At 51.9% G+C, this 13,113-nt stretch carries 10 protein-coding genes and 1 pseudogene; 7 read left to right on the forward strand and 4 right to left on the reverse strand.

The features are described from left to right. Positions 1-903 precede the first annotated feature (903 nt). On the forward strand, positions 904-1,203 hold the full coding sequence (locus HX839_RS19970; RefSeq protein ID WP_177067581.1) for a hypothetical protein: 300 nt from the start codon (positions 904-906) through the stop codon (positions 1,201-1,203). A 225-nt stretch (positions 1,204-1,428) separates the two neighbouring features. Here HX839_RS19970 and HX839_RS19975 read toward each other — a convergent pair whose 3' ends face one another. Then, a complete protein-coding gene (locus HX839_RS19975) occupies positions 1,429-2,205 on the reverse strand; it encodes a nucleotidyltransferase domain-containing protein (RefSeq protein ID WP_177067582.1) in 777 nt (258 codons plus the stop codon). Positions 2,206-2,252: 47 nt separating this feature from the next. Beyond that, positions 2,253-2,381: pseudogene (locus HX839_RS31655) on the reverse strand (DUF6691 family protein); the annotation flags it as partial. A 328-nt stretch (positions 2,382-2,709) separates the two neighbouring features. On the opposite strand from HX839_RS31655, the gene yiaY reads away from it, so the two are divergent. The 6 genes from yiaY (at position 2,710) to HX839_RS20005 (ending at position 10,843) form a co-directional block, all read left to right on the forward strand. Continuing rightward, a complete protein-coding gene (gene yiaY / locus HX839_RS19980) occupies positions 2,710-3,858 on the forward strand; it encodes an L-threonine dehydrogenase (protein ID WP_076016933.1) in 1,149 nt (382 codons plus the stop codon). A 561-nt stretch (positions 3,859-4,419) separates the two neighbouring features. Further along, positions 4,420-5,598, forward strand: a complete 1,179-nt coding sequence (locus tag HX839_RS19985; RefSeq protein ID WP_177067583.1) for a reverse transcriptase family protein — start codon at positions 4,420-4,422, stop codon at positions 5,596-5,598. Next, complete coding sequence (locus HX839_RS19990) at positions 5,588-6,298, forward strand: retron Ec48 family effector membrane protein (RefSeq protein ID WP_177067584.1); 711 nt, start codon at positions 5,588-5,590, stop codon at positions 6,296-6,298. Before HX839_RS19985 ends, HX839_RS19990 begins: the two co-directional genes overlap by 11 nt. A gap of 301 nt (positions 6,299-6,599) precedes the next feature. Beyond that, positions 6,600-8,384 carry an ATP-dependent endonuclease gene (locus HX839_RS19995; RefSeq protein ID WP_177067585.1) on the forward strand — a complete coding sequence of 595 codons (1,785 nt, stop codon included), beginning with the start codon at positions 6,600-6,602 and terminating at the stop codon, positions 8,382-8,384. Beyond that, a complete protein-coding gene (locus HX839_RS20000; protein WP_177067586.1) occupies positions 8,371-10,164 on the forward strand; it encodes an ATP-dependent helicase in 1,794 nt (597 codons plus the stop codon). The genes HX839_RS19995 and HX839_RS20000 overlap by 14 nt, the downstream gene beginning before the upstream one ends. Before the next feature lie 367 nt (positions 10,165-10,531). After that, positions 10,532-10,843 carry a hypothetical protein gene (locus HX839_RS20005; RefSeq protein ID WP_177067587.1) on the forward strand — a complete coding sequence of 104 codons (312 nt, stop codon included), beginning with the start codon at positions 10,532-10,534 and terminating at the stop codon, positions 10,841-10,843. Positions 10,844-11,031: 188 nt separating this feature from the next. Here the strand turns inward: HX839_RS20005 and HX839_RS20010 are convergent, their stop codons facing one another. Next, positions 11,032-11,361 (reverse strand): DUF6124 family protein, encoded by a 330-nt coding sequence (locus tag HX839_RS20010; protein WP_177067588.1) that lies wholly within the window; start codon positions 11,359-11,361, stop codon positions 11,032-11,034. Positions 11,362-11,720: 359 nt separating this feature from the next. Continuing rightward, the gene (locus tag HX839_RS20015; protein WP_177067589.1) at positions 11,721-12,947 is read right to left on the reverse strand and encodes an MFS transporter; all 1,227 of its coding nucleotides are present in this window, start codon (positions 12,945-12,947) and stop codon (positions 11,721-11,723) included. Positions 12,948-13,113: the final 166 nt, after the last annotated feature.

Below are 13,113 nucleotides of genomic sequence, written 5' to 3' on the forward strand. Positions count from 1 at the left end.
TACGAGGGGCTGCAATCGGCCAAAAGCAGTCTTTCAATGCTCTACAAAATTAGAGCCGATTTGCCCCATCTTAACTACCGCGCTAATTCCGCGGAGAGTGGGCATGGAAAACACGCGCTCACCCATCCGACAAAGACCGGTACGCAAAGCATGAGCTTCCAATCTGTCCGGCACCTCAAAGATGGCTGGCAAGCCAAGACCAGTGTTTACTGCCAGTCCAGAATCAAAACAGGCATTAATTCAGCTTCCTTACTGCCTTCAACAGCACTGCTACTGCTGTATATCACTGATCACAATCTGCGAACTCCCCTCGATCCTTCTGACTTCTACAGTCATGCTCCCATGCTCGCCTTTGACCAAGTAAAGGTACTGATGAAAACCTGGCTCAGTGTCACTTTTATAATATGTGAACCGCTTCAGCAATGTTAAGGAAGCGACATTGCCTACCTGAGTAGCGATCTGTTGGTTTGAGCGTAAATACTCTTGAAACGCAATATTAGCCTCATCCTTTGCCTCGTAGTACCTCAGCACAAATCCTGCGATCACGACGATCAACACTATCGCAATTAGAGGCTTGATTTTTTTGAATCTCGGGCTTTTTAAATTACGCATACCCACCCCCTAAAAATGGTTATAACTACCAAATTCTACGTTGATATTAGTACCCCAACGTCCGCCCAATTCACTGCGTTAGGATCAATAGAAAATACGACCGATGGACTGCCAAAGCGACCACCTACTTTGTTCGTGATGGCTCGCACTGTCCGCCTTCAATCGTCAATTGGCCTGGTTCCAACCGGGACGTGCTTAACCACCATTAGCCCGGTTGAACTGCCAACGCGTGGAACGACCCGCTATGCCGGCAAGTCTACCTGTATCTACTCATGGGTAAGGTACAGCGCAATGGATAAGACAATCACCGTCGATCAACTAGCGACCACCGACCTTCGATCAATCAACGAAATATGGCTTGGCGAGACGCATACCCAGCTATGCCTATGGCGTGGCGAACAGGTCTTCACCCACGAGATGATGAGCGAGGGCACCCACGATCAGAATGTCCAACGCCTGTGCTTGCAGTTGGTCAACCCTGACGATCAAACCGCCGTAGCCAGCGTCGAGGTAATTGTGCGCGAACGGCTGAAAAAAATGGGGAAGGAGGGCGAGTTTTACCCCGCAGAGGAGGCTGATACTCATCAATAAGAAGAGGGGTATCGGTCATTCAGCGGAAGTTGATCCAAAGCCTGTTGTCGCTTGGAAGCGTATCTTCCGATGATGATCCAGGAACGCTTAGGATGACTCACTCAATTCAGTAACACCACGGAGCAGCCAACAGGTTATGGATATCGAATTTCGCGGTAATGGCATGCGTGATAACCCGTCTGTAGGTACATGAATCGCCCCTGATTTCATAGGCGCGTTATGGACTCAACCGGTTTGTGTAGCCATCCAGGTCAAAAAATGATGGAGCTGAGTCGTAAATTTCTTTGGCTTGGCATCCGGGTTCCTTGCCTGGGACAAGAAAAAAGAGATCTGCATTCTCATACTCGGGTAATGCTGAACAAACTGCTCGACAAGCTCTTCCAGTGTTTGCGGCCACATCAGGTCCTGTTCAGAGCGAAGCACTTGAGTTGACCGGATGAGTTTGCGCGAAGCTTCTCGCTGCAAGCGTAGCGATTGCGTCGGTGTGGTCGCCTGGTCGATAAGGTCGGCATACCGGGTCAGCACGGATTCAAAGTCACCATTCACGGCAATGGCGATAGCGCGCGACGGCTTGAACCGGTCGAAGCGTTGGGTCAGATCATCGCCCCATAAGCAACGACAGTGATGCTTGAGCCAATACCCCCAGCTCAATCGATTGTCAGGTGCCAATACTTCAGCACGACTACCGATATCGAAATCGATCTTGGTGACTTCGGCATGCCGACTTTCCAGCGTGCGCCTTTTCGACTCCAGCATTTCCAGATCCTGCGACGTAGGTGGGCTGTGCAGAATAAGGGTTAGGTCAAGGTCAGAAACCCCCGGCACGGCGTCGCCTCTCGCGACACTGCCATAAAGATAAATCCCGTCCAGCAAAGGTTCCGGCCGCGCGAGCGTCATGCAAACGTCCGTCAGCAAAGCCTGAAACTGTGGCTGCGTCTCGACGTTGGACACGGTGAGGATATAACCGTCCGCATCAGTGCCACGAGGTTGGAGTTGTTCCATGAAGCCGTCCTTGAGTTGCGTTCAGTAAAAATCGGGGTCAAACCCCATCAAGACGTGCGCCGGCCTTCCAGGCTGGAAAACACATGCATACCCGCCAGCATCGCCACTACGAAGATGAGAATTTGCCAGTGCCCGGTAAACAGAAGGGCGACCGCAGGCCCAGGGCAGATACCCGAGAACAAACACGCTGACGGACAGCCCGATCAGTTCCTGCACAGGAGAGTCGGTGAGGGTTGTTGCTCAGCGAACCATCATAACCATCCGTGCGGGGCTGGGTCTGCGCAAGTCAGATTTTGCTGCCGCCCCCCATGGAATGGTGAAGCCCTGCTTCCAGTACTAAAGGAGGTGTCAATGCCCGCTAAAGGACCATTTCGGTCTGACGCCATAGGTTTAGGCTCAGCCTTGTGATCGTCAACGATGACAACAAGAGGCGCCGCATCACCTGCGAGATGAGTAGAAAACCTCACTGACTCCCGTGTCTCCATAATAAAAAGAGGATTTATCATGAGTAGCACCTTCTTCATTCCTTCCGTGAACATGATGGGCATTGGCAGCCTCGACGAGGCGATGCTCGCAATCCGCAAGTACGGGTTCCGCAAAGCCTTGATCGTCACCGATGCTGGCCTGGCCAAAGCCGGCGTGGCGGCCAAGGTCGCCGGCCTGTTGGCCCAGCAAGACATCGACTCCACTCTGTTTGACGGCGCCAAACCGAATCCGACCGTCAGCAACGTGGAAAAGGGCCTTGAGCTGCTGGCTCGCAGCGACTGTGATTTCATTATTTCCCTGGGCGGCGGTTCCCCCCATGACTGCGCCAAAGGCATTGCCCTGTGCGCCGCCAACGGTGGGCACATCAGCGACTACGAAGGCGTCGACCAATCCGCCAAACCACAAATGCCACTGATCGCCATCAACACCACCGCCGGCACGGCGAGTGAAATGACCCGTTTCTGCATCATCACCGACGAAGTCCGCCACGTGAAAATGGCCATCGTCGACCGCAACGTCACCCCCCTGTTATCCGTCAACGACCCTTCGCTGATGGCCGCCATGCCCAAGGGCCTGACCGCCGCCACCGGCATGGACGCACTGACCCACGCCGTCGAAGCCTACGTGTCGACGGCGGCCACGCCGATCACCGATGCCTGTGCACTCAAAGCCATCGAATTGATCTCGGCCAACCTGCGCACCGCCGTTGCCCAGGGTGACAACATGACCGCCCGGGAAAACATGGCCTACGCGCAATTCCTTGCCGGCATGGCCTTCAACAATGCTTCGCTGGGTTACGTGCACGCCATGGCGCACCAACTGGGCGGTTTCTACGACCTGCCTCACGGCGTGTGCAACGCGATCCTGCTGCCCCATGTGTCGAGCTTCAACGCCAGCGTATGTCCGGCCCGGTTTAAGGATATCGCTCATGCGATGGGGGTTGAGACTCAGCAACTGGATGCGGAGAAGGGCGCTGCGGCGGCTATCACGGCCATCCGTAAACTGTCTGCGGATGTGGGGATTCCGAGTGGGCTTGTTGAGCTGGGTGTGAAGGCTGACGATATTCCGACCCTGGCAACCAATGCCATGAAAGATGCCTGCGGCTTTACCAATCCGCGTCCTGCCAATCAGGATGAGATTGAGCAGATTTTTCATACGGCGATGTGATTGATGTGAAGTGATGCTGGAGAGAACGCCCCGCCTTTGGTTGAAGTGCGGGGTGTTTTGGTTTTGTTCACCGATAGGGTCGGAGTGGCTCACTGGCTGGCCGGCGGTCTGTCACGAGGGGGCTACTGTCGGCCAAAAGCGGACGACCGACGACAGGCATGAGTCTGATGGCGGCTCTCTTAAAATTTCGAAAACCTAATAAGATTGGAATAACCGCCCTGTTATTCACTTAAGGTATAAAAAGCCAATTGAACAGAAAATATGAATGCGGTAATGTCAATTTGGCATGAGCGTTTCGCTCATATGTTGCACTTGAGCAGAAAATCCCGAGATACCTTGCTGTGTCCTTAAATGGAAACGGCGGTGGTGCCTGATTTTAGGTATTACCAAGTGGGCTGGCGGCGGCAAGGAACCAATCCGCACCGACGATACCATCTCAATGATTAGCTCCGCTCGTAGGGTAGAGGCAAGCCAGTTTCGGGTTGCTCAAACGTACGCATCTCTGCTCTTTTCCTTCGCGAGAAGGCAGCGGACTAATACATTAAAGGATCATCAAGCAGCATGGATGAATATGCCCCCAAGAAAACCACCAATGAATCAATTTTTTCAATAGATAATTTGCTTGCGGCACTAGGCCTTAGTGAGGCCGAGTATGAGAGCATTCAAAATTTAGAAGAAAAAAATCGATACACGCCATTACATCTTAAAAAAAAGAATGGAGATGACAGGATCGTTTTCGACCCTCATCCACTCGTAAGGAAATTTCAGCGCAGAATAAAAAACAGGCTATTCAATCAAATCAGATACCCTACGTACCTTTACGGTTCAATTTCTGATCCAGAACACCCACGGGATTATATATCCTGCGCACAACAACATTGTAAAGCCAAGACGATATTAAAAATTGATATAACTTCATTTTTTGACTTTATAGATTATGATTTAGTATATAAAATTTTCAATGAGTTATTTTTTTATTCCGACGAAGTATCTGAAGCACTAGCAGATATTTGCACTAGAGAGGGAGTTGTACCACAAGGAGCGCCGACATCTAGCTTTATAGCAAACTTGTGTTTTTTTGACGTCGAAGGACAGATCGTTAAAGGACTAGAGCGGCAAAAACTAAGTTACACTCGATTAACTGATGATATCACTGTCTCATCATCGATACAGGATAAAGATTTAAATAAAGCCAAATTCACTATTGTATCAATGATTGAGCACGCAGGATTCAAAGTAAACGAAGCGAAAACAAGTATAGAGTCAATTTCAACAACCGCTTTCAAAATTCATGGACTGAGAGTTAACAAAGAAACCCCCCAGCTTCCGCGAGATGAGATCAGGGCGATCCGGGCTGCGGTCAACAACCTCAAAATTCTTTCGCGAGAACCCAATGCGAGGACGAGCTTTGACTATAGAAAACGTTATGAAAGCATATCTGGTCGAGTTAATAAGCTGGCGCGCACAGGACACCCGAGATATAAAAAACATCGACTAGAACTAAAATCCATATTGCCCCTTCCGTCCCAAAAAGATATTCGGCGCTGCCTCACTATGCTTTCTACTTTAATGAGGGACTACGACGTTTTTTGTAGTACCCCACTTTACATGAAACGATATCATCGCCTTCGGCACAGATTGATATTATTGCAGAGGGTTTATAAGCATGAAGCAAAAAAAATATGGGCGGAATTGAAAGTGCTAACTCCGACAAAAAGCAAAGCTGAACATGAACTATAAAAGATACTTTTTTTTAATAACCGTTTTTTCTGCAACGGTTTTGTGCGCAATCACACTCATATCTATATTTTTGACTCTATTAATAGCTCATAATAACTCTCTAGAATTTTGTTTCTCACCTGGATGTTTTGATTTCGCTGCAAAAGCTTTTCAAGAACCTATAAAGATCTTCAAAATCGGCGTTGAGTTTGGAACGTATGCATTCACTGCAATCGGAGCGGCAACCGCCATATTGACTTATGTAAATTCTGTAAAGGCAGAAAAAAACAACCGACATTTTCAAAAGCACTCTGAATTCAAAGCTTTTACTTCGGGGCTGGTAGCGCAACAAAACTCTGGCATAAGGCAAGAAAATTTCAACGCCAATAAATACTATGGTTTTTTATTCCCCCTATCGGCTGAGGCATATTTCATTCCCTCCGAGTCATACGATATTATTATCAACAGTATTGAAAGGCAGATCGCAGAAACTCAAGCAAACTTTATTCCCGGTGATATACGATCAATTGAAGAGCATTGCAGGAATATGTTGGCGTACTTCCACTCTTTGGGGATAGCTGTAGAAGAGCCAACTGAGGAAGTGTTGATGATGCTTGAGCCCAAAATATTTTCTTTTATAGACAGTATAAATCAACAGTTTACAAATATTGAGGTCAGCCTTAGAAGCAAATCAAGGGACTACATACGTAGCATACAATAACGCGGCTCAAATTATGCTTGTTACGGCTTTCCTCTAGGGCCCACGACCATAGCCTAGCGCTTTGCAGTCTAAACCTGGACGAATGGGGGGGCAGATCCTTGCAACCATAATCGAAGCTTTTGGTATGGGTATAGCTTTCGAGAGCCTTTTGCAGATTAGATTCTGGCCGGTGATCTTTGTTGTCTGCCGTCACCATCAGCTTCCGATCCCACCGGCGTTTTGGATTGAGTCGCTGATACTGATGTCCAAGCAGGGAAATGCGTTGGGCTCGATGCATAATGTGAAGCTAGGAAGGGATTAAATGCATATATCACGAGTGAGCATCACGAATTTTGCCAATTTCAGTTCTCTTGATGTCGATACGGGCGAGAGTATTGTCATCGTTGGGGAGAACAAAGTAGGCAAGAGCAATTTCCTTCGAGCTTTACAACTAGTTTTGGATCCTGGGCTTTCCGAGCTTGATAGACAGCTTGGACTGGAGCACTTTTGGGATGGCCTTGGTGACGAAAAATTGGGTGCTACAGTCGAAGTTTCGATTGAACTAACGGACTTCGATGATGATCCAGATTTGATTGCCGTTCTGGCCGATAGTCTGATCGATATCGGTCCGCCAACCGTCGCGCGCATTACTTACAGGTTCAGGCCCAAGGCCGCACTGAATGGAGATGCCCCACAAAGCCTTTCGGACTACGAGTATTTGATTTTTGGTGGCGACGATGAAGACAATTCAATTGGAGCGATGCAGCGGCGCCAAATGCCGCTTGATGTGCAAGCGGCCTTGCGCGACGCAGAGAAAGATCTTTCCAGCTGGAGACGCTCTCCGCTGCGGCCGTTGATTGAGGAACTGACCTCCGATCTCGATGCCGATGCTCGTGAAGAAATTCAGCAAATGGTAAGTGAGGCACAGACTGATCTTGCTGATCGTGACGAGGTAGTTCGCACCGCAGAGAGAATCGGTAAGCGATTGCTAGACATAGTGGGGAGCAAGCACACTGTCCCTATAAAATTAGGCTTAGCCCCAACGAGAGTAGATGCTTTACTCCGAAGTCTTCGTATTCTCATTGATCATGGCGTACGTACCATAGGAGATGCCAGCCTAGGCACTGCGAATTTGATTTTTATGGCTTTGAAAAGCTTGGAGCTTGACCGGTTGGTCCTCAAGGGCGAGCGAAGCCATACTTTTTTCGCTATTGAGGAGCCTGAGGCGCATCTACACCCCCATGTGCAGCGCTTGGTTTATCGCTATTTTCTCGGTGCTGAGCCGGCTGGCGATAACAAGCAAACTTTAAATCTCACTACAATTCTGACCACTCATTCACCGCATATTGCCAGCGTGGCTCCTATAAGATCAGTGGTACTTTTGCGCCACAATGCCGGCGCGACTATCGCTACATCTACCGCCAAGGCGCCCCTAAACGAATGGGATGAAGAGGATCTTCAGCGATATATCGATGTTACTCGTGGAGAGCTCTTTTTCGCCCGTGGTGTTATTTTCGTGGAGGGAGACGCAGAGCGATTTCTGATCCCGGCATTTGCCGAGGCGCTGGGTATTCATCTAGACGTCTTGGGAATCTCTATATGCTCCGTAAGCGGAACCAACTTCGCTCCGTACATAAAACTAGTTGGAGCCAGCGGGCTTGATATTCCACACGTTATTTTGACCGACCTTGATCCAATTGAAGGACAGAGCGCGCTTGCTAGGCAGCGCATCATCAGTTTGCTTGAGCTTGCAGATGATGATGGCGACCTCGACAATCTAGAGGATGACCAAGTACTTGCTTTGGCTGAGGAAGTAGGTTATTTCGTCAATAATAGTACGTTGGAAATCGAGCTATTTACCTCGGGTCTCGGTGCAGCTATGAAAGAGATATTCGAAGGTGAGTGGGAACTTCGGCAAAAGTCAAAAGCCATGTTGGATAGTTGGATTGCGAATCCCGACACCCTAGATAGTACTAGGCTGTTATCGCGGATTGAACGGATAGGTAAAGGTCGTTTTGCGCAAATGCTTGCGCCTTTCGTCACAGCCCGTTCCTGTCCCGCTTATTTTCAACGCGCACTGGAATATATTCGCAATGCCGTTGCGTAGCGTAAGCACCGCTTATCTTGCGCAGGCCAGAGAGTTGCGCGACAACGATCAGCAGTGGGCTGCCTATGAGTCTACTAGGCATTGCATTGTCTTGGCCGGGCCTGGAAGCGGTAAGACCAAGACGCTTGTACTCAAATTGGCACGCGTCCTGGCTGAGGACGTGCGAGCACCACGCGGAGTAGCCTGTATCACCTACAGTCAGGAGTGCACGCGTGAACTTACCCGACGAATGGAGTTGCTCGGCCTGCGTGAGTCGTCGCGTCTATTCATAGGTACGGTACACGGATTCTGCCTTCGCCATCTGCTAATTCCATATGGGAAGTTAGCGAACTTAGGTCTTCCCGATCCAATTACTATTTCGACCACCGATCATTGCCAACAGGTGTTCGCGAGGGTCAGGAACCGTCTATTCGGTGAAACCCGCACCTACAAAAAAATGGATATGGATAAGTACCGGCGCGTACATTTTGATCGGACAGCACCAGCATGGCGAGAGGTTGCGGAGCTTGCTGCCTTGGCCGAGGCCTACGAAGAGGCGTTGCACCATGAAGGTTTCGTCGACTTTGAGGATCTAGTTATCTACGGGGAACGGCTAGTAGCTCAGCATGACTGGGTCTTGCCGCTCGTAAGCGCGCGCTTCCCAATGCTAGCTGTTGATGAGTATCAGGATCTGGGTATAGGCCTACACCGCATCGTTAAGCGACTCGTGTTTGACGGAGGAGTTCGCTTGTTTGCAGTTGGGGATGCTGACCAGTCGGTGTATGGTTTTAATGGTGCTGACTCTAGCCTGCTACATGAGCTGGCTGAGCGACCGGATGTCGAATGTGTGAAATTGGAAGTAAACTACCGTTGCGCTGAGACCATTGTACGGGTATCTGAACGTGCCTTGGGCGAGTTGAGAGGTTATCGTTCTTACTATCCGGATAGGAAAGCGCATATTGCTATAGTTGAGTGCCCTGATGGGCTGACACAGCAAGCAAGTCGTGCGATCAAGGAAATCATTCCTGCTGCCTTGGCGAGCAAGCCGGGGCGACAAGTTGGTGACATAGCTATTCTTTATAGGAATGCGGGCATTGGGGATGTAGTCGCAAGTGCAGCTGCCGAAGCAGGATTGAGTTTTATCCGAGTCGACACTTCAGCACCTTACCGAAAATGCGCTATTACGAGCTGGATTGAGGATTGTTCAGCATGGTGTGCAGGAGGGTGGCGTGAGACGGCGCCTCTTTTACATGGGTTGATTGATCGGTGGTTGGCATTTCATCGCCTGCGCTTGTCAGACAACAATGCTCGAGTCGAACGTAAGAAGCTAACTCAGTTCCTGTGGACTCATAGACAAAACCGATCTGCTCTCTACTTTGTGAGCACCATACGCGAAGAGCTTCTTGATAACTTAATTGCGACCGATGCCAGTTTGCTTGACCAGGCTGCTCAGGTGGAAGCGATGACTCAAGCGTTCCAGGAGGGCGGCACCCTGCAAGAGCTAGATATGGCACGTCTCGGCGGGCGCGACGGTTCTCCCGACCAGCTGAATTTGTTGACACTCCATTCCGCAAAGGGGTGCGAATACGACGTGGTAATCATGCTTGGCCTGGATGAAGGTTCCTTTCACTGGACGAATGTTCAAGGTAATGATCTTCGTGAAAGCCGTCGCCTTTTCTATGTTGGGTTTACACGTGCTCGTGATGAGGTGCATATGTTGTATTCAGGCTGGAACGAGAACCGTGGCCGTCGTTACTACTCAGGCCGTTTGCGCTTTCTTGAGGAGCTTATTGCAGATTAAGCGAGATAATCTGAGTGACCACTGGCGGAAAGCGCTCCGCAGTTTTCCACACTACAGAAACTCGAAAGCTGTGCAGGATAATAAAAGTTTACTTGTCCACCAGCGTCTGCGATTGGCCGCAATGGATCGATTTCTGCCTGTCACGATGGGCCGAAATCGACTCAAATGGCCTGTCACGCGTCGATAAAACTAAGATGATTTAGCCGGTCCGGAAATGTTATCTATATGGCAACTGGGAAGAAGAAAATGATGAATGGAAGAATTAAAGTTGCCCTGCTATTTGGCCTGTTACTTTCTTCGTCAAGTGTTTTTGCTGGTTGTATAGGCTATACGGGCCCCGGTGGTCCTTGCTCAACAGGACCCGGTGGTGGTCTCTCGACTGGCCCAGGTGGAGGCCTCTCTACAGGGCCAGGTGGTGGCCTCTCAACAGGACCTGGTGGAGGTCACTCGACTGGCCCAGGTGGAGGCCTCTCTACAGGGCCAGGTGGTGACCTCTCAACAGGACCTGGTGGTGGTCTCTCAACAGGGCCTGGCGGCGGACTTTCTACTGGTCCCGGTGGCGGCCTCTCAACGGGCCCTGGCAATCATTGGCGTCCCGTACCTACTGGGCCAGGTAATAACTGGCGCCCTGTGTCCACGGACTCTGATGACTAATCAGTCCGTAATTGTTTTACGATGACAGCTTCTTGCCATTTTTGTCCGTTACCACCGGCCGCTTCTGGCCGAAAGCCGACATTCAGCATAGCCGGAGAAAAGCAAGGCCCTGGCACGTGTGCCGTCGCTGAGGTGCTGTAGATGCCTACGACGCCCCAGCGGCTAATCGATTGTGTGCACTGAACGGTAAGTGCTATTGGACTACGTCTGATTTCAGCTACACGGCACCTCCCGATCCATCAGCTTCCCCATCAACAGCACCCCCAACTCACTAAGCTGGTGAATAGCCAACGCCACATCACGGTCTTTCCCGCTCAGATCTTCCGACAGATCAAGCAGCAACGCGCTGACCGAGGCAAAGGTTTCATAGCTATTGATGATCAAACTTTCGCTGCTGGCATCAGCAGCCACACTGAACAACGCACCCGACGGCGGGGCGGTTTTGGCGGAGGAGGGATTGAGATAGTGATCCAAGGCACGGTGCGCGGCTTGGTTGAGTTTCAAATCGGGAGTTCCCGGAGGATTCGGCGTTACCTTGAACATTGTTTGGATTCTCTATGTGGGCCACCACCTTCTCGCTACTAAACGATTAGGGTGGCAGCTGTGCACAGGTTAGTAGACCGGGAATCCAAACAAAGACCGGCGCGCCCGAAGGCGCCCTGCGCACAGCCACCATCAAGCACAGACAGAGACGTCTGATTGATGAAGCTCATGCACATTGCTTGGATAATCTAGGGCTACTAAACCCGATCACTGAGTTTTCAGCGACCGAGCAACCTTAGAGACGCCAACCCAGGTGCACAAGCCGGCGGATTCTGACGCAACTGTAGGCAATGGAGCAAGGTGCCGTGCTCACTGCCTCAAGCCACGGGACTGAATTCAATCAGTCCCGCTTTCCTCGATTAAGCAGGCTGGGCCGCCAGGCTATTACTCACCTTGCGCCCCAACACCAGCACCGTCACAAACCCGGCACCCACCAACGCGGTCGCCAAACTCAACAGCACCGACGTCCCCATCTTGTCGACGATCTGCCCGCCAAAGAACGAGCCCACGGCAATGATCACCTGAAACAACGCGACGAACAGCGGCATGCCACGCTCCACATCCTTGGGCGCAACCACAAACATCCAGATGCTCGCGCAGGCCGGGAAGGCGCCAAAGGCGAAGCCCCACAGTGCGATCAGCATCACGGCGCCGCTCATGCCGGTGGCGAAGTAGGGGAACAGGGCGGTGCTGGTGCCGATCATCAGCGCGACCAGCAGCAAGGTGTGGCGCACGCTGCGGTTGGCGGCAAAGCCGGCGAAGACGTTGCCCATTACGCCGGCCACGCCGTAGAGCAGCAGCAGGGAGCCAATGGTCGGGCCGTCGAAGCCGGAGCTGTTTTTGAAGAACGGCGCGACGTAGGTGTACGCGGCAAAGTGGGCCAGGCCGATCAGCAATACGGCGATCAAGCCAACCCGTGCTTGTGGGTTGATGAACAGGGCCGGCAGGTCGGCGATGCGAATGGCTTTTTCCGGTTCGAGGCGGGGCAGCAGGAACATCTGCGCAAGCAATACCGGGATGCCCACCAGTGCGGTGACGAGGAAGGTCATGCGCCAGCCCATCAGGCCGCTCAGCCAGGTGCCGACGGGTACGCCGAGCACGGTGGCCAGGGTCACGCCCATCATGATGATCGAGGTGGCTTTCGCGACGCCCACGCCCTTGGGCGCCAGGCGGCCGCTGAGGGCGATGGCGGTGGCCCAGAAGCCGCCGATGCTGATGCCCAGCAGTACGCGGCCGAACAGCAGCAGGCTGAAGTCGCTGGCGTAGGCCACCACCATGTTGGCGATGATCATGATCAGGGTCAGGCCGATCAGCAGGTAGCGACGGTCCATGGCGCCAATGCCCACCGACAGCAACGGGGCGGCGAGGGCGGCCATGATGCCGGGCAGGGTGACCATCAGCCCGGCTTGGCCGGCGCTGATGCCGAGGTCGGCGGCGACGTCGTTGAGTACGCCTACCGGCAGGAACTCGCTGGTGACCAGGGCGAAGGCGCCCACGGCCACCGAGAGAATCGCCAGCCACTGCTGCAGGACGGTTTGTTGATTATGTTCGGGGAGGCCGCTAGGGGCCCGGCTTGCGCTTGGCATGGTGTTGGGTTCCGGGAGGAGATTTCGCCTGCGGGCAGACGGGAGGGAGAAAGTGGAGGCGATTATAGGAATGGGTTTTGGTAAGCCAATAGGCGACTGGTTCGATAGTAATCATCAGTCTCGTTGATAAGACTGCCTGCGTAGAGCGTTCTCTTCCGTGTAGACC

Origin of the sequence: Pseudomonas sp. I8001, from assembly GCF_013385345.1 — a bacterium.
Classification (GTDB): Bacteria; Pseudomonadota; Gammaproteobacteria; order Pseudomonadales; family Pseudomonadaceae; genus Aquipseudomonas.